The organism is Prevotella pectinovora (assembly GCF_041323955.1).
Lineage (GTDB): Bacteria > Bacteroidota > Bacteroidia > Bacteroidales > Bacteroidaceae > Prevotella > Prevotella pectinovora.
This window is the reverse complement of the sequence record NZ_JBGLIV010000001.1, coordinates 3,008,176-3,025,069: the sequence shown is the minus strand read 5'-3', so window position 1 is coordinate 3,025,069 and position 16,894 is coordinate 3,008,176. Positions and strand designations below refer to the sequence as shown.

10 protein-coding genes and 1 pseudogene are annotated in these 16,894 nt (G+C 48.2%); 5 read left to right on the top strand and 6 right to left on the bottom strand.

Annotation, left to right across the window (positions count from 1 at the left end):
- Nucleotides 1-144: 144 nt before the first annotated feature.
- The 4 genes from ACDC99_RS11895 to ACDC99_RS11880 form a co-directional block, all read right to left on the bottom strand.
- Nucleotides 145-618: a septal ring lytic transglycosylase RlpA family protein gene (locus tag ACDC99_RS11895; protein ID WP_370756814.1), complete on the bottom strand. Its 474-nt coding sequence runs from the start codon at nt 616-618 to the stop codon at nt 145-147.
- Between the two features lie 9 nt (nt 619-627).
- The gene (gene gdhA / locus ACDC99_RS11890; protein WP_022316504.1) at nt 628-1,965 is read right to left on the bottom strand and encodes an NADP-specific glutamate dehydrogenase; all 1,338 of its coding nucleotides are present in this window, start codon (nt 1,963-1,965) and stop codon (nt 628-630) included.
- 186 nt (nt 1,966-2,151) lie between these two features.
- The gene (locus ACDC99_RS11885) at nt 2,152-3,006 is read right to left on the bottom strand and encodes a hypothetical protein (RefSeq protein WP_370756813.1); all 855 of its coding nucleotides are present in this window, start codon (nt 3,004-3,006) and stop codon (nt 2,152-2,154) included.
- A 125-nt stretch (nt 3,007-3,131) separates the two neighbouring features.
- On the bottom strand, nt 3,132-5,642 hold the full coding sequence (locus tag ACDC99_RS11880; RefSeq protein ID WP_370756812.1) for a helix-turn-helix domain-containing protein: 2,511 nt from the start codon (nt 5,640-5,642) through the stop codon (nt 3,132-3,134).
- Between the two features lie 1,687 nt (nt 5,643-7,329).
- On the opposite strand from ACDC99_RS11880, the gene ACDC99_RS11875 reads away from it, so the two are divergent.
- From ACDC99_RS11875 to ACDC99_RS11855, 5 genes and pseudogenes are all read left to right on the top strand, one after another.
- Nucleotides 7,330-7,704 carry a single-stranded DNA-binding protein gene (locus ACDC99_RS11875; RefSeq protein ID WP_370756811.1) on the top strand — a complete coding sequence of 125 codons (375 nt, stop codon included), beginning with the start codon at nt 7,330-7,332 and terminating at the stop codon, nt 7,702-7,704.
- Between the two features lie 365 nt (nt 7,705-8,069).
- Nucleotides 8,070-9,995 (top strand): tetracycline resistance ribosomal protection protein Tet(Q), encoded by a 1,926-nt coding sequence (tet(Q), locus tag ACDC99_RS11870; protein ID WP_370756810.1) that lies wholly within the window; start codon nt 8,070-8,072, stop codon nt 9,993-9,995.
- 728 nt (nt 9,996-10,723) lie between these two features.
- Nucleotides 10,724-10,918 (top strand): hypothetical protein, encoded by a 195-nt coding sequence (locus ACDC99_RS11865; RefSeq protein ID WP_195564455.1) that lies wholly within the window; start codon nt 10,724-10,726, stop codon nt 10,916-10,918.
- Nucleotides 10,919-10,929: 11 nt separating this feature from the next.
- Nucleotides 10,930-11,250, top strand: coding sequence for a sulfide:quinone reductase (locus tag ACDC99_RS11860; RefSeq protein WP_195564456.1), 321 nt, complete (start codon nt 10,930-10,932; stop codon nt 11,248-11,250).
- Nucleotides 11,247-11,393, top strand: a pseudogene (locus tag ACDC99_RS11855) (glyoxalase); the annotation flags it as partial. The gene ACDC99_RS11860 and the pseudogene ACDC99_RS11855, both read left to right, overlap by 4 nt.
- Nucleotides 11,394-11,661: 268 nt before the next feature.
- On the opposite strand, the gene ACDC99_RS11850 reads toward ACDC99_RS11855, so the two are convergent.
- Together ACDC99_RS11850 and ACDC99_RS11845 are read right to left on the bottom strand one after the other, a co-directional pair.
- Nucleotides 11,662-14,928: a pectinesterase family protein gene (locus ACDC99_RS11850; RefSeq protein ID WP_022316508.1), complete on the bottom strand. Its 3,267-nt coding sequence runs from the start codon at nt 14,926-14,928 to the stop codon at nt 11,662-11,664.
- Nucleotides 14,925-16,814 carry a rhamnogalacturonan acetylesterase gene (locus ACDC99_RS11845; RefSeq protein ID WP_370756809.1) on the bottom strand — a complete coding sequence of 630 codons (1,890 nt, stop codon included), beginning with the start codon at nt 16,812-16,814 and terminating at the stop codon, nt 14,925-14,927. Before ACDC99_RS11845 ends, ACDC99_RS11850 begins: the two co-directional genes overlap by 4 nt.
- Between the last annotated feature and the right edge of the window lie 80 nt (nt 16,815-16,894).

Genomic DNA, 16,894 nt, shown 5'->3' with positions numbered 1-16,894 from the left:
GCATACTGGACTTTTTTTTATGAACCGATCTAAAGCACATGAAAAACCAAATGCCAAGAAATACCTGGAATACAAAGAAACTCCAAGCCGCTGACAAAAACAAAAGAGACCAGACTCTGCACCAGGACAAATACAACAGCCGTCCTACTTCTTCACATTCTTCTGCTGCCATGCCGGCACATAGCCGTCAGCTGGTTTTGTCACCTCCAAGTCAAATTCCGGAAGTTCCACATCATCGTCACCACGATACGGAATTTCATTTTTGCGATGGAAACGCTCCACCAAGACCGTTCCCACTCCTGCCGCCACCAGCCCCAACTGTTTTGCCGCCGCCATCGAAAGGTCGATGATCCTGCGTGCATGACGCGCACAGCGGTCGGTAACCCTCACGACAACACTCTTGCCGTTTTTCACGTTTGTCACCCTTAGCAAAGTGCCAAGAGCATACTTTGCATGGGCACACGTCATACTGTCGCTATGGTATTTCTCCCCATTGCTCATTCGTCTGCCATGCATACGGTTAGAATAATAGGATGCCACCCCTCTCTCCTGAGCGAGGAGAGAGAGACGACATCCAAATGTAATCAATAAAATCAGTATTATGAAGTATTTTCTCATCAAAAAGAATTATACTATACCCTGAGCCATCATAGCGTGAGCTACCTTCATGAAGCCGGCGATGTTAGCACCCTTCACGTAGTTGATGTAGCCGTCAGCCTCAGTACCGTACTTAACGCACTGCTCATAGATGTCGCTCATGATCTGATGCAGACGCTCGTCTACCTCAGCCTCTGTCCAACCGAGGTGGATAGCGTTCTGAGTCATCTCAAGACCAGAAGTAGCAACACCACCAGCGTTGACAGCCTTGCCAGGAGCGAAGAGCTGCTTAGCCTCGATGAACTTGTCAACAGCCTCAGCTGTACATCCCATGTTAGAAACCTCAGCTACGCACAATGTCTTGTTAGCGAGGAGCATGTCTGCGTCAGCAGCACCGAGCTCGTTCTGGGTAGCGCAAGGCAGAGCGATGTCAACCTTAACCTCCCATGGCTTCTTGCCAGCAACGAACTTAGCCTCTGGATATTTCTCAGCGTATGGTGCACAAACGTCGTTACCGCTTGAACGGAGCTCGAGCATATAGTCGATCTTCTCACCGCTGATACCTGTTGGGTCGTAGATGTAGCCGTCTGGACCAGAGATTGTAACAACCTTAGCGCCGAGCTGGGTAGCCTTTGTAACAGCACCCCATGCCACGTTACCGAAACCGCTGACAGCGACTGTCTTGCCCTTGATGTCGATATTGTGAGTCTCGAGCATATGATGTACGTAGTAGATAGCACCGAAACCAGTAGCCTCAGGACGGATCTTTGAACCACCGTACTCAAGTCCCTTACCTGTCAATACACCGTTCCACTGGTGTGTGAGCTTCTTGTACATACCGAACATGTAACCGATCTCACGGCCACCAACGCCGATATCACCTGCAGGAACGTCCTCGTTAGGACCGATGTGACGATAAAGCTCTGTCATGAAAGCCTGGCAGAAACGCATAACCTCTGCGTCGCTTCTTCCACGGATAGAGAAGTCTGAACCTCCCTTACCACCGCCCATTGGCAGAGTAGTAAGTGCATTCTTGAATGTCTGCTCGAAGCCCAAGAACTTCAGGATTGAAAGGTTTACTGACGGATGGAAGCGGATACCACCCTTGTACGGACCGATAGCGCTGTTGAACTGCACGCGGTAACCGAGGTTTACATGAATCTCACCGTTGTCGTCAACCCATGGCACACGGAACGTGATGATACGCTCTGGCTCCACGATGCGCTCGATAATCTTAGCTTTCTCGAACTCAGGATGCTGGTTGTAAACGTCCTGGATGGAAATAAGTACTTCCTTAACTGCCTGTAGATACTCCAACTCGCCTGGATGCTTCTGCTCCAGCTGTTGCATGATTTTCTCCACTTCCATAGTAATGTGTTTTTATTTAAAAGATTATGTTAATTATGTGTTTTATCAAAGTGTTTATTATCACATCGCAAATGTAGGCATTTTCAAAATACGCTGCAAGAAAAATCGAGAAAATTTTATTTTAGTTCTTACTATTTGTTAAATATCTGCTGATATAGCACCGAAAAACTCGTTTTCTGAGCTTTTTCACCTTATTGTAGTGACGTCAAACTCTCTGATTTCTGATTTGCGGAGTTGTGCCGACTCTTGGGCGCAGACTGTGAAATGCACCTTGCCGTCTTTCAGTTTCTTGTCTGCCTTCACCATCGCCGTATAGCGTATTCCCTTGCCGGGAGCGATTTTTTCCACTATGATTGGAGCCGAAACGAAGACATGCTTGTTGCCGGAAGTCTCCATCACCATGGGTTTCACATTATACATATATTCCGGAGTATTGTTGTATACCTCCACCACCACTTTTGCCAATTCACCGCTATGCAGCTCAAGACCTTTGCCCTTGCCCACGAATCTCACGCTGCGGAGCTCCAGGGGCGAAGCGCTGACTGGAGCCGGATCTGACTGGAGCTTGCTGACTACATCCGGTTCTTCAACGGATGTATTATCGGCAGGAGCATCAAACTGTATCACGTCGTCACCGCCATTCTCAGGGTCGAAATCACTTGTGGCGTCATCGTCTGAATCGCCATAAGACCGGCTGTCATACGAGGAATTGCCGTTTCTGTCGTCTCCACGATAATTCCCGTTTCTGTTGTCTCCACGGTAATTGCCGTCGTAGCGTTCTGCCTTTCGCTGCTGTGCCTTATCAGCGGCGTCACCCACCACGGCACCTATCACGGCACCGCCGGCCATGCCAACTATCGTACCGACATCGCTGCCTCTTGGTCCACCGCTTATGCCGCCGATGGCGGAACCGAGAATGCTTCCCAACTCTGCTCCGAGAAATCCTCCCGAAGCGCCGCCGTCGCTAATCGAACCGCAGCCCGACACAAGCAGTGCCGCACTGAGTACTACCGCAAATAATCCGTTTCCTTTCATAATCATAGTGTGTTTATGTCCGTAATATATATATATGTGTCGATGGTGCGCACCATCGCACAATACAAAGATAGGAATTATTATTTACATTGCATCCTAAATTGAGCAAAAGAAACAATTTTGTGGAAGTTTTACCCTTCTGCATCTCCGTTTCTCCATTCCTTCGGACTCTTTCCCTTTGATGCCTTGAAGCTTCTGCTGAAATATTTAGGGTCGGAGTATCCGCAAGAATATGCCACGTCGCTTATCGGGATATCGGTTGACGAGAGCAGATGGCACGCACGTTTCATACGCGCCTCACGCAGGAAGTCGAGTGGCGTCACTCCCATGATCTGCTTCATCTTGCGCTGCAGCCCCGACCGGCTCATGGCTGCTGCCGCTGCCATGTCGCCCACTCCTATCTCCGCATCGCCAAGATGTTCGTCGACAAATGCCGACACACGCCTCATCATAACGTCATCCTCATGCGTGAGTTCAGGGTGCAACGGTGTGTCTGCCGGTGCCGGTTCATGGGCATCACCGCCAGTACCGTTACTGAGCAGATTCAAGTATGCGTCGAGAGCTTCACGGCGCTGACGCTTTATACGCCTTATATATATAATGGTATATACTGCAGAACCGAAGAACGCCAACAAAAGCAAGAGGAGCAGCACACGGGCGGGAGTAGTCTCCCAGAATGTCGGTGTCACTACTATCGTCAGCCTTCTCACGTTGTCTACCCAGGCGCCGTCGGCATTGGTAGATCTCACCAGCACGACATAGGTTCCGGGCTCCAGGTCGAGCAGTGTGGCAGAATGGTTATGGCCTATGTCATTCCATTTTACGTCTTCCTCATCACCGTCGTCCAAGAGGGCGAAGGCATACGAAAGGCGGACATCGGCGGAATAGTCGAGAGCGGCAAATCTCAGCGTGAAGCTCCTCTCGTTGCTCGCCAACACCAATGTGTCCATGGCATTGACGGAGCAGCTTCCTTCCACTCCCTGCACGCTGACGCCTGTGAGGGCGATACTCGGCACAAAGGTGCTCTTGCGCAACTGCTGCGGAGCGACATAATACTCTCCGTCTTGCAGTCCGAACAGCCAACGCCCATCTGGCAATCTCACGGGAATTGCCTCTGAGAACCTGCATTCCGACTGGAAGAAATTCTTTCCGAACGAGAGATAATCTCCATTGTCGGGATTGAACATCACCAGTCTGTCGCTTCCCACCATAAGCATCTGGCGAGAAAACCCCACAACCGACAGAGCCACATCGGTGGGCATCCCGTTAGCCTCATCATAATGCCGGAAAGACAGTTTGTCTGCCGTCAGGTTTCCCGTCTGAATCATATTCACTCCACCACTCTCCGTACTGACAAAAATCCGTCCTCTATAGTCTTCAGCCACGTTCATCACCGCACTGCAACTGAGGGCATCCTTGCGATCAGCCTCACGAGTGTGGCAATGGAACACCATGTTTCTGACGCCATTCCCAGCTGCCAGCTTTGCCACAAGCAGTCCGTCGGTCGTGGCGCATAGCATCACATCATCTTTGGTCAGATGTATCATCCTCACCTTCTTTGCCAGAGTGTGGGGATAGTTTCTTAATCCGGAGAAAGGTTTCACCACTACAGGTCTTTCCGCTCTCGGATTCTCAACGCAACACACTCCCCCACCAAGAGTAGCAATCCAGAGTCTGCCCCAACGGTCCTCCTTGATGTCATAGACATTGTCGCTGTTCAATCCTCCGATTTTATCTATTCTGTATGCCTGCATCCCATGACATCCGGTCAGGCGGAAGAGTCCCTGCGGCTTGCTTCCCAGCCAGATGCTCCCGTCTCGGGTCTGAGTGATGCAGTATATCGGACAGCGGAATTTAGTGTAGCCCGCCACAATCCTGCCATCCGGCGCAAGATACCCCACAAGTCTGTTGCTACGGTCGAAAATCCTCACTGTCTCGTCTTCCTTAGTGGCTATCCAGTATCTCTTGTCCCTATCCACGAAGACGGTCTTGACTTCAGCGCCATTACCGTTTCTCACCACATTCCCGTTCTGTCTCGGAAAACATATCTTGTATATGCAGCTTGTAGCAGCCACCCAGAGATTGCCTTGCTTGTCAGAGAGGCAGAAGCGTGCTGCCTCCAGGCTTTTCCTGTCACCGTAGGGTGTCTCCTTGCCTCCCCTTGGCGTATAGGTCAGTCTGCCGTCATAATACACCTTCCACTGATTTCCCACGCCATCGCGATGGCGATATGGTCTGTTTTCTTTCACCGCCGTGGCATTCCGCCCTCTCAGCTGCATTCCTCCGATTTTTTCAAACCGGTAACGCTTGAGGTTGAAAAGATACATGTCGTCGTCCACCCTGCATCCCAGATTCCCGTCATCACACAACCACACGCTGCGCATGCGGTCTGTTGCCAATCGGCTTCCGTCACCTACACGTCCTTTGAATCCACGGAATTCGTAACCATCGAAGCGACATAGTCCGTTCCATGTCGAGAACCACATCATGCCCTGACTGTCTTGTGCCATCTGAGTGACGTGCCATTGGGTGAGTCCGTCGTTCTCATCATACCGCTGGATATGACAAATCGGTGTGGCTGCAGCAGAGACGGCAGACAGCAGCGACAATGATAATGACAGGACAAGTGTTATAAGCCTCATTGTATATTCGGGACAATTTGTTTTGACAGATTCAGTGCCAGATTAATCCCCAATGTCTGGATTGGTGGAGCAACTGGTTTTACGATGCAGAGCATCTAACACGCTGATAATCAGATATGAACACAATGCAGGAACAGAGTTTGAGCCGTTGTTGGAAACGGAGGTCTTGCTTCTGCAAATCGCTGATTATCAATACAATATGCCGTAGTATTCCTATTTGTTTTCTCTTGTTTTCACGTCCTACTTTCCAATACAGAGCGTGTAACACTCTGACTATCAGTGTATATAGTGTATAACGGTCGGTAATTGAGCCGTTGGTCATACTCTCTGTACTTCCCTGTTAATCCTTTGAATATCAGCGGTTTCGCTATTTCGCCATGATTTGACCTTCCATTGAGGAGATGTCTTCTAATTAACATTTTCTACTTTCCCACGCAGATTTTCAACACATCTGATTATCAGTGTTTTACGTATTAAAAGGACGATAGTTGAGCCGTTGTCCTTTTGAAAACATTTTAGCTTGATTATCAGCTATTTGTCTAAGTTTTGCTTTCTCTTCTTTTCATTTTGAACCTAATTTTGAAGATTGTAAAATTAACATATTTAACATTCAATAACACGATATTGCTATGTGCTCATATCAAAACGTAGCGTAATCTTGCTTTGTTCTGCAGATCCAGTTGTTCAACATGAACACCTCGAAGAACTTGTATGTGTTCATTCTGGCATATGCTTTCATGCTTTTTGGAGAATGCAATTCTATCTTGGCTCGACATCTTGCCGATAAGATGTATGAGTTGCAATCTATATTACCTGTTCTAATGATGATGCAAAATTACCACAATTACTTTTCATTGTGGCATTTTTATACTGAAATCAGTCAAAACGCCTCAAAATTTAACTTTCTTCAGTAAAGAGAAAGAAAAAATGGAGTATCAGCTATTCATACAAGTTTATTTCGTCATATACATATATATGGCTTTCATAAACCTGTAAACTCAATCTCTGTTCCTGTTCTAAGCCATTTGAGGTCATGACTTTTGAGTTTGGAGAACATGTATATATACATGAGTAAGTCTAAACTTAAACTTACATGCCATAAGTTGAGCCCGATGGCTGCTCATTAACGGCAGGGGCAGTCCTTCTTTTTTCTCCTTGCTGAATTACCTCTTTCTTTAACTTCTGTGAATCGTTGCGAGAACCGTATTGCGTTTATTCTCGACATCCTAATCCCCAGATGTGCCTTCCTTCTGTTCCCTTCCTTGTGCGTTCTCCGTCTTTTTCATCGTATTTGCACCCCCAATCTCTTCATGCTGTTGCTCAGTTTCCGCCCATCCTTCAACGGCTATCTGCACGATATTTGTTCATCGCTTGTTTATCTGATATAGATACCTGTTTCCTTTACCTAACACCGATTACTTGATTTTCTGCACTTTTCTCCACTTCTTATTTTGGACGAAGCAGACACACTTACTTTTTCCGTCGCAAAGTTAGTGCAAGCCGCATTGTATCAAGTATCAGTGCCTTATTACCTGAATTATTTCAAAAACTTTTTCGTCTGACATCATCCAAAAAACTTTTCTGTGCCAAGGTGAAATAATTCGGTAATTCCTTGCTTGCCTGCTTTCCTTGCCAACTCTGATAGCAACGTAAAAAATAAATGTTTCACTTCTAAAATATCAAAGTTATGAAAAAGATTGAAAATTCTTTCGTAGTAAGCGGTTTCGTAGGTAAGGATGCAAGCATCCATCAGTTCTCAACAGCATGCGTTGCACGTTTCTCACTGGCCATCAGCCGTACTGAGAAGAATAGCGAGGAAACAAACCGCACATCAGCCTTCATGAATGTAGAGACATGGCGCAAAAACGAGAACACCTCTTCCTTCGATCGCCTTGTAAAGGGAACTCTCCTTACGGTAGAAGGCTACTTCAAGCCTGAGGAATGGCAGGATACCGATGGAGTTAAGCACAATCGTGTTGTTCTCGTCGCAACCAAGTTCTACGAAGCTGTGGAGAAAGAAGAAACTCCTGCTCCACAGGAGAGCAAGACAAAGAAGGGCTAATAACCTTTCTCGTCATCAAAGAGCGGCCATCGGGTCGCTTTTTTTGTGTTTTGGGCTCTCTTTTTCCTTACAGAACCATAAAATTTGCTCTTTATCCAACATTTTCCTTGCCGTTATGCATTTATTTCAAAAACATTGCGTAATTTTGCAGTCGTAAATATAAGCGTAATATTTATTTGCGAAATAATTCCGGCGATAATTTGTTGGGGTGGGAAAAAATAACTAATTTTGTGGTCACCATGCGGCAGTAATAATATACATATTAATACGAGTTAGTAATCCTGTAGTTCTCACATGCTACGAGGAGGTATTAAAAGGTGCGTTTCGACAATGCATCTATTGTAGTATATTATTGCTTAATCCAAATGAATATTATAAATTTAGGAATTCTTGCTCACATTGATGCAGGAAAAACTTCCGTAACCGAGAATCTGCTGTTTGCCAGTGGAGCAACGGAAAAGTGCGGCCGTGTGGATAATGGTGACACCATAACAGACTCTATGGATATAGAGAAACGTAGAGGAATTACTGTTCGGGCTTCTACGACATCTATTATCTGGAATGGAGTGAAATGCAATATCATTGACACTCCGGGACACATGGATTTTATTGCGGAAGTGGAGCGGACATTCAAAATGCTTGATGGAGCAGTCCTCATCTTATCCGCAAAGGAAGGCATACAAGCGCAGACAAAGTTGCTGTTCAGTACTTTACAAAAGCTGCAAATCCCGACAATTATATTTATCAATAAGATTGACCGTGCCGGTGTGAATTTGGAGCGTTTGTATATGGATATAAAAACAAATCTGTCGCAAGATGTCCTGTTTATGCAAACTGTTGTCGATGGATCGGTTTATCCGGTTTGCTCCCAAACATATATAAAGGAAGAATACAAAGAATTTGTATGCAACCATGACGACGATATATTGGAACGATATTTGGCGGATAGCGAAATTTCACCGGCTGATTATTGGAATACGATAATCGCTCTTGTGGCAAAAGCCAAAGTCTATCCGGTGCTACATGGATCAGCAATGTTCAATATCGGTATCAATGAGTTGTTGGACGCCATCACTTCTTTTATACTTCCTCCGGCATCAGTCTCAAACAGACTTTCAGCTTATCTCTATAAGATAGAGCATGACCCCAAAGGGCATAAAAGAAGTTTTCTTAAAATAATTGACGGAAGTCTGAGACTTCGAGACGTTGTAAGAATCAACGATTCGGAAAAATTCATCAAGATTAAAAATCTAAAGACTATTTATCAGGGCAGAGAGATAAATGTTGATGAAGTGGGTGCCAATGATATCGCGATTGTAGAAGATATAGAAGATTTTCGAATCGGAGATTATTTAGGTGCTAAACCTTGTTTGATTCAAGGATTATCGCATCAGCATCCCGCTCTCAAATCCTCCGTCCGGCCAAATAAGCCCGAAGAGAGAAGCAAGGTGATATCCGCTCTGAATACATTGTGGATTGAAGACCCGTCTTTGTCCTTTTCCATAAACTCATATAGTGATGAATTGGAAATCTCGTTATATGGTTTGACCCAAAAGGAAATCATACAGACATTGCTGGAAGAACGATTTTCCGTAAAGGTCCATTTTGATGAGATCAAGACTATCTACAAAGAACGACCTGTAAAAAAGGTCAATAAGATTATTCAGATCGAAGTGCCACCCAACCCTTACTGGGCCACAATAGGGCTGACTCTTGAACCCTTGCCGTTAGGGACAGGGTTGCAAATCGAAAGTGACATCTCCTATGGTTATCTGAACCATTCTTTTCAAAATGCCGTTTTTGAAGGGATTCGTATGTCTTGCCAATCTGGTTTACATGGATGGGAAGTGACAGATCTGAAAGTAACTTTTACTCAAGCCGAGTATTATAGCCCGGTAAGTACACCTGCTGATTTCAGACAGCTGACCCCTTATGTCTTCAGGCTGGCCTTGCAACAGTCAGGTGTGGACATTCTCGAACCGATGCTCTATTTTGAGTTGCAGATACCCCAAGCGGCAAGTTCCAAAGCTATTACAGATTTGCAAAAACTGATGTCTGAGATTGAAGACATCAGTTGTAATAATGAGTGGTGTCATATTAAAGGGAAAGTTCCATTAAATACAAGTAAAGACTATGCCTCAGAAGTAAGTTCATACACTAAGGGCTTAGGTGTTTTTATGGTTAAGCCATGCGGGTATCAAATAACAAAAGGCGGTTATTCTGATAATATCCGAATGAACGAAAAAGATAAACTTTTATTCATGTTCCAAAAATCAATGTCATCAAAATAATGGAGTGGTCAGGAAATTAATATAAGACGCCGTGGCGACAGGAGCGTGAGGCAGTGCGCCGGGCGTATTGCCTCACACAACCTTATCACCACCGCTTGCTCCCAGATGATGTGATAATTCAGGCGATAAGCCGTGTCAGTGGCCCGCAGATCCACAGGCACGGCACATCGCCTTGTGCTGTTTACCGGTTGCCCGGCTGATTCCGTGCTGCACACCGATTCAGCTTCGGGCAGTTCTGATTTTGGATATGATGTCCGGCTGAAGCCGGAGGCGGCGACAACGCCAGAGCAAAGCGAGGGCAAGCCTTCGCTCGACTCTCGCGTTGTCGCCTCTCTTTGGAATACCAGTCTGCAAACGATGACTATGGCCGCTTCAAGGCTGGCACTTTGAAACGGCAAAGGTCAAAGGTGGCCGGTTCTTTCCCTTGAAGATTTTGAGCCTCGGCAGGGACAGGCGTTTTGGCGTGCGAAGTTACTGCGTCCGGGAGGAACGTCAAGTGACGCTGCGCTTGTGGTCGGCGTCCGCGCTCGTGAGCCTCCACATTTTTTCTCCCTCAATTCCGAAAAAATGGGTATCCCTCGTTTGCCGCTGACTACACACTTGCCTTATCCTCCCTTTTGGCCGCAGTTGTGGGACTGCACGAAAAACGGCCAGCCCTGCCGGAGAAGCTCAAAGAGCTTCAAACAAAAGGGAAAAAATTAACTCAAACGCTCAAACATCAAATGACTATGCGAGTAAAAAGAATGAAAGTAGTGGAGGGCAGACGGCTCAATATCGGGCAGTTCCCCAATTTTCACCGCTCCGGCTCCATTAGGGGCATGAAAAAACTCTACTATGGCGAGAACTGCCTTTTGGTACGCTGTGGCAACTATATCTACAACGTTACCTCCGAACCCTCAATCTACAATCAGGCAACAATCTAAATCATAAGAATATGGAAAATTATAACGGAATAGCAATATCCAAGAACGACAAGGAATTTGTCGTGGCGTTTGACAACTTTGTCAACGGCAAAATGCAATCCGCAACCAACACAGGAAAGGCACTCGCCACAATACACCGCTATTTGCAGTCGCAGGCTTTCAAGGTGTGCGTGGCATATTTCCGTCAGCTCGCTGTCAACTACCGAACCGGTTATTATGACGAGCGGAACGAAACGGCAGCCCGGAGAGCGGCGATGATGTACGACACACTGATGAAAGGCGATGAAATCTATGACCCCGAATATAAAGAACTAAAGGATAAAAGCGTATGAACGACACCGATTTTCCCGAATACGGACGCCAGTGCGAGTTGCTGACACCGTGGCGAGGCTACCACCGTGGCACAATCGTAGGACTGAACGGCTACCGCTTCATCATCGAGGTAAGCAGTGGCGCGAGGATTGAACTTTACGAATACAAAAGTATGAAAAAAAAATCATATTCCGCAACATCTCGCTATTACTCATTAATAGTCAAACAAAATTCACTCTTCTAAAAGCAAAATCCAAGCAAGCCCTAACGACCGATTTGGAATAAAAGAAAGCAAAATTCAAGCAAGCCATAGTGACCGATTTGGAATAAGAAAATCTGGGAACGCCACATCACATGGAATCCCCAGACAATCTTTTACTCAAATCTGAAACCAGATTTGGACTACTTATAAATAATCTACCAACTGTTTTTTATTTCATCACTACTTTTCTCGATGTCTTGCCGTCAGTAATGACATTGATGCCTTTTGCCGTATCAGCAATTCTTTTGCCATCGATTGTATATACAGCAGTAGCCTTGAATGTGTCGCCAGCAGTCTCTACGGAGCCCACTGCCGATGTCTGGTCTGCCTTGGCAGCCTTACTCAGTCCGCCGTATTCGTTCACAGCCTGTATCAGGTATTCGTTGCCTGCCTCATATTCGCATGATGTGGCAGTAGTGAATCCTTCCACGTTGCCGTTTTTCGTTATCACATAGCAGATGGCATATGGCACAGGCTGCCATTTCAGCATTCCGCCCTCAACTACAGGTGCTGGCGACTCACAAGCCTCGGTAATCAGCTCCGGTTGCCAATTGTCAGAACCGCTGAGCACGTTCTTCACCGTATATTGTGCTGCCTCCTCGTCGGTGAGGAAGTTCTTTGCCTTGCCTTCCACCTTTGTGTCGCCGTTCATATAATAATAGGTATCACGGCGGTGAGAGAGATCCACAGGGTTGCCTTCGGCGTCCATAGTGTTGTAGTCAGCCCACAGCACAGGCAGTCCGCCCATCGTTTCATACCATCCCGTGGCAGGTATCGTCACCTCAGCCTTCGTGTTGATGAAAACGGTCTTCGGGAAGTTGTGCCAAGGTCTGCCAAGCCATACCGATGTTTCTGACGGTACGCCAGGAGCCGTTATCACGTTGTTCATGAACACGTATCCCCACTTCACGTCTTTCTGGTGTGATGGTGCCACGATGTATCCTCCGCTCTTGCGCACGATATTGATTGTGTCGTTGTCGAGATAAACGTCGCCGCTGTTGTAGATGAAGTCTACGGCTCCCTCGATGAAGGAGTTCTTCACGTAGTGGCGATAGTTGGATTTGCTTGTAGTTATCCACGTATCCTGATAACTGTACATTCCCACGTTGTTGAACACGATGCGGTCGTTCTCGGTGTTTAGGGCGAGCGCCTGCGGACCGTCGTTCTTCTCCACTCCGTATGAATTCACGAAACTCAATCCCTCGAAATACAGGTTGGCGGCGTGTGCCACGAATGTAGCTCCCTTGTCCACGCTCAGTGCGTTTGGTCCGCCGCAAAGTTTGTCATCACTGATAAACACCTTGTCGCGTCCCTGTCCGATGAAGTGCAGATATGGCTTTGTTACCGGCAGGTCAACATGCTCTTTGTATGTACCTTTCTTTATGAATATGAGCCATGGCTTCACTCTGTTCTGCGGTGCGGCGTCGATGGCAGCCTGCACAGTGGTGTAGTCTCCGGTGCCGTCTTGTGCCACCACTGCGTCATAGACACGCAGTTCTGGCTGCTGGCGCTCCATAGTGGTGAAATGTATCTCTGTGCCCGAGAAAGCGTTTCCGTTGCGGTCGAGAATCATTCCTGCCGGCAATGTGAAAGTATAAGCAGTGGCATATCTCAGTCCGCTGTACTGATATACCACGGTCTTGCCGCTCACCGTCGGTTTCAAAGCCTCTCCATTGAGCGTTGCCTTGCTTCCTTCTGCAGCCACCACTTTCTCATCGAATGTCAGTATCACAGATCCTGTTGCCGATGCGTCGGCTGCATCATTGGCAGGGATTGTCGAGATGAGTTTCGGTGCCTCGTTGTCTTCCACGATTTCCTTGTCGGCGAGCAGGAAAATCTCCGCCACAGCCAGTCCGTCGTAGTCGCCTGTTGATCCCACGAGCGGTGAGTCATAGTCTGGCAGAAAGCGCACATTCACAAGCTTCTGTCCGTTTGCCTCTGCCGGCAGGGCGAATTCTTCAGAGTCCCATCCGCGGGCCGGCAGGTTATATGTGCCGAAGGTGGTATAGTTTGTTCCGTCGATAGAGTATTGTGCGTTTACGATACTGTGTGCGTTGAAGTCGTCGCCTACGGCAGCCGACAGCACCACGTTGGTGTATCCCAGTGTTGAGAATGACAGTTCAAAATAATATTTGTCGGTGAGTTTTCTCCAGCAGCGTGCGGCATACTTACCGTTCTGTCCGCCTTTACCTGCTCCGCATGCAAGCCATGATGTGGTATTGCCGGCTTCGTTGCGCAGCGAGAGGAGTCCGGCGTTGTCGCTCTCTGCCTTGTAGTCGGCAGCACGCTCCTGCGACGGTGTGTCGCTATAGAGGTCCCAGCCCACTATATAGTCTGTGCAAGAGAAGTTTGCCGTAAGGTTCTTCTCTCCGTCCATCTTCACTTCGCGTTCTTTGTCTGTCGAGTTGTCGTCCCAGTTGATGAAGGTGAGGATACGGTTGTCCTGTGCCGTGAGCTTCACGTCGGTTCCTTCTTCATAGTGATGCACTCCGTCCACCACATTGCCTTCTGGCGAGAATGTCACGAGGTTGGCATTTGCTCCTCCCTGCAGTGTCAGGTTCAGGGCGTATACATTGTTCTTCGTATATGTTGCGGTGAGCGATGTGTTTGCCGTCAGCTCAAAGGTGTATGGATTGTCGGTAGACACGATGGCATTGTCGGCTCCTGCCCATCCTGAGAAATGATAGCCGAAGTTCTCGGTAGTGCTCACAGTGACTACCGTGCCTTCGTCAAACTTGTCGCCTGCCGGATTCACGGTGACGGTGCCGGCAGCCTCGTCGGCTGTCCCTACGCTCAGCGTATATACGGGCACAGTGACCGGAGTACCGTTCAGATCGCCTGTCACCACCACGTCGCCAAGGGCGAGCTGCTTGTTGTTAGCGAGATTATACACATAGAAATACAGTTCAACCTTGTCGCTCTCTCCTGTGAGTGAAGTGATGTCGAGCTTCGACTCCGACACGCTGTTGCGCTCCGGGGCGAAACCCTTCACGAGTTCCTCGCTCTTCTCGCCGCATCGGGCCACCACGTCGAGCGTACCGCCGCTGGTACCGCATTTCTGCGATTTGAAGGCTACGCTCTTCGGTGTGAAGGTGACTCCTTTCTTTGGCACGATGCTGAATACTACGTATGATGCATCGTCGCGGGCATTGCTTATCTTTTCTGTCGGATTCAGTTTTGAGAGTCCGCTTTGCAGTCCGTTGAAATACAGTTTCTCGCCCAGCGAGAAACTTGAAGTCGAGATGGCTCCGTCTACGGATATCTCTGCAGCCGACGCATTGTCGGCACTTTTGTCAAACGCCCATTTTATAGTGGCGTCTTTGGCATCGATGACGTCTGCCGCCATTGCACCGCCCAGTCCCATCCATGCTACGAGGACCATGACGATAATTCGGGATAATGTGGTCTTTTTCATATTGAGAATCTGTTTGTTCATTTCATTATTTTTCTTGCCACTCCGTTCTCCACCACAATGTTCAGACCGTCAAGAATGCCGTTCTGACGAATGCCGTCGAGACTGTAGTATATCTTCTCCGGTTTCAGCTCCGAGCTTTCCACGCTCTTCACTCCATTTGTGGCGCTTACTGCCACTCCTGCCACCTTTACGTCGCTCAGACAGATGGTCTTGCCAGTTGCTGCGCTGCCATACCAAGGATATACGCGCAAGCGTAGCGTCTCGCCCTCAGAGAGTTCTATCACGGGTGTTGCCTTTACCTCCATCATGTCGTTGGCTTTCATCGAACCAGAGAAGTCGGCGATATTAACGGCATTGGCGAAGTCTGCCTCCTTAGAGTAGTAAATCTTGCAGTGCATTCCGTTGCCTCCGCATCCACACACATAGAGGCTTATCTCGTTCACGTTGAAAGTGGTACCCTTGGCTGGCTTCACCGCGAACTCTATCCATCGTGTAGAAACCTCGTCGATTTCGCCTGCCGGCCACGACTCGCCCTCGATGATGTTGCGCTGCGTCTTGCGGGTGGCATCAAAGCCTGTGCCCTCGGGCCATGTGGTATTAGCGTTTGGACTGGAATATTTCTGGAGTTTCATCTCGCTGTATGTCTCGCCGATAGGGTCTACCGGACCTTCAACGGTGCAGTTGTCGTCTTTCTCGAGTCTCCAATATGCCGATGCTGCCACTCCGTCGGCAAGTTCCACACACTTGCCCACTACAGGGATGGTGACTGTCTTGTCGCCGCAGCTCACGGTGATACACTCATTGATGTCGCCGGCTGTGGCGAACTCATAGCTTGTCTTGAAGGAACCGATAAGATTGCCTTCCTTGTAGGTCAGAGTTGCTGTGGATGAATAGTCGCTGCCGTCGGCAGAAACCTTCAGTCCGTTGCTCGCCGTGATGCTCACATTGCCTTCGGCTGGCACGAGGTCGAAGCCGTTTACCGACACTTCTCTCACCACCGTTTGTCCCTTGTATGCCTGTCCGAGGTCTACAGTTGAGGGATTCACGCTGAAGTCGCTCGTCAGGTTGATGTTCTCTGTCAGTATTCCAGCCTTCTGCATGAGCTGTGCAGCCAGACGGGCTATCAGCGTGGCTCCCATCGCCGAGGTGTGGGTGCTGCCGTTGCCGTCGAAGAGCAGGGCGTTGGCTTTGGCGTCGCCATAGCTTTCATAGAGTTCCTTTGTGGCTGTGGTGAGATCGAGATACTGCACTCCCAGTTCCTTTGCCACCTCCTGCATCTGGTATGGATAGTCGTATGTATGGTCGTCGGCAGCCACTTTGTTGCCGGTAGTGAGCTTACCGCCTTCTATCTTGTCGAACTTGTCGCCGAGGTCGTGGCGTCCGTTTCTGCGAATGGTGCTCCCGTCGAAATATTTTCGGCATATCGCACCCACCAGCACTGGTGTGGCGCCCAAGGCGCGAGTTTCTTCCACATACTTGCGCAGATAGTCCTTATAGGTGCCGCTGGCTGTAGTTCCACGATAGTCGCAGGCATTTGCCTTTGCCTCATCGCCGATGCTCTGATAGTAAGCTTTCAGCTCGTCGCCGTCGCATCCGTTGCTCTTCTCGTCGTTGTGGGCAAACTGAATGAGCACGTAGTCACCTGGCTCTATCTGTTTCTTCACCGACTGCCAGTAGGCGCTCTCCTTATAGAAGCTCTTGCTGCTGGCACCATTCTTGGCACGGTTGTTCACGGTGACATCACCCTTGAAGAACTGCTGGAACATCTGTCCCCATCCTCTCGTCACGGTGGTGTTCGGGTCATAGGTCGCCATAGTGCTGTCGCCTATGGTATGCACCTTTCTCGCCTGCACACATAATGCAGTGCATGCAGCCACAGCGGCTGCTGCAATGAATCTCAATTTCATCTTCGTTGTATGATTTTGATTTGGTTAGTAATAGTGACTGCAAAATTAGCGGTTAAGGTTGCTAAGCACGGGGAAAAATG

What these genes read in the sequence shown, in the direction of transcription:
- ACDC99_RS11895 (WP_370756814.1), bottom strand. Translation starts at nt 618, where the DNA reads ATGAGAAAATACTTCATAATACTGATTTTATTGATTACATTTGGATGT.
- gdhA (WP_022316504.1), bottom strand. Translation starts at nt 1,965, where the DNA reads ATGGAAGTGGAGAAAATCATGCAACAGCTGGAGCAGAAGCATCCAGGC.
- ACDC99_RS11885 (WP_370756813.1), bottom strand. Translation starts at nt 3,006, where the DNA reads ATGATTATGAAAGGAAACGGATTATTTGCGGTAGTACTCAGTGCGGCA.
- ACDC99_RS11880 (WP_370756812.1), bottom strand. Translation starts at nt 5,642, where the DNA reads ATGAGGCTTATAACACTTGTCCTGTCATTATCATTGTCGCTGCTGTCT.
- ACDC99_RS11875 (WP_370756811.1), top strand. Translation starts at nt 7,330, where the DNA reads ATGAAAAAGATTGAAAATTCTTTCGTAGTAAGCGGTTTCGTAGGTAAG.
- ACDC99_RS11865 (WP_195564455.1), top strand. Translation starts at nt 10,724, where the DNA reads ATGCGAGTAAAAAGAATGAAAGTAGTGGAGGGCAGACGGCTCAATATC.
- ACDC99_RS11860 (WP_195564456.1), top strand. Translation starts at nt 10,930, where the DNA reads ATGGAAAATTATAACGGAATAGCAATATCCAAGAACGACAAGGAATTT.
- ACDC99_RS11850 (WP_022316508.1), bottom strand. Translation starts at nt 14,928, where the DNA reads ATGAACAAACAGATTCTCAATATGAAAAAGACCACATTATCCCGAATT.
- ACDC99_RS11845 (WP_370756809.1), bottom strand. Translation starts at nt 16,814, where the DNA reads ATGAAATTGAGATTCATTGCAGCAGCCGCTGTGGCTGCATGCACTGCA.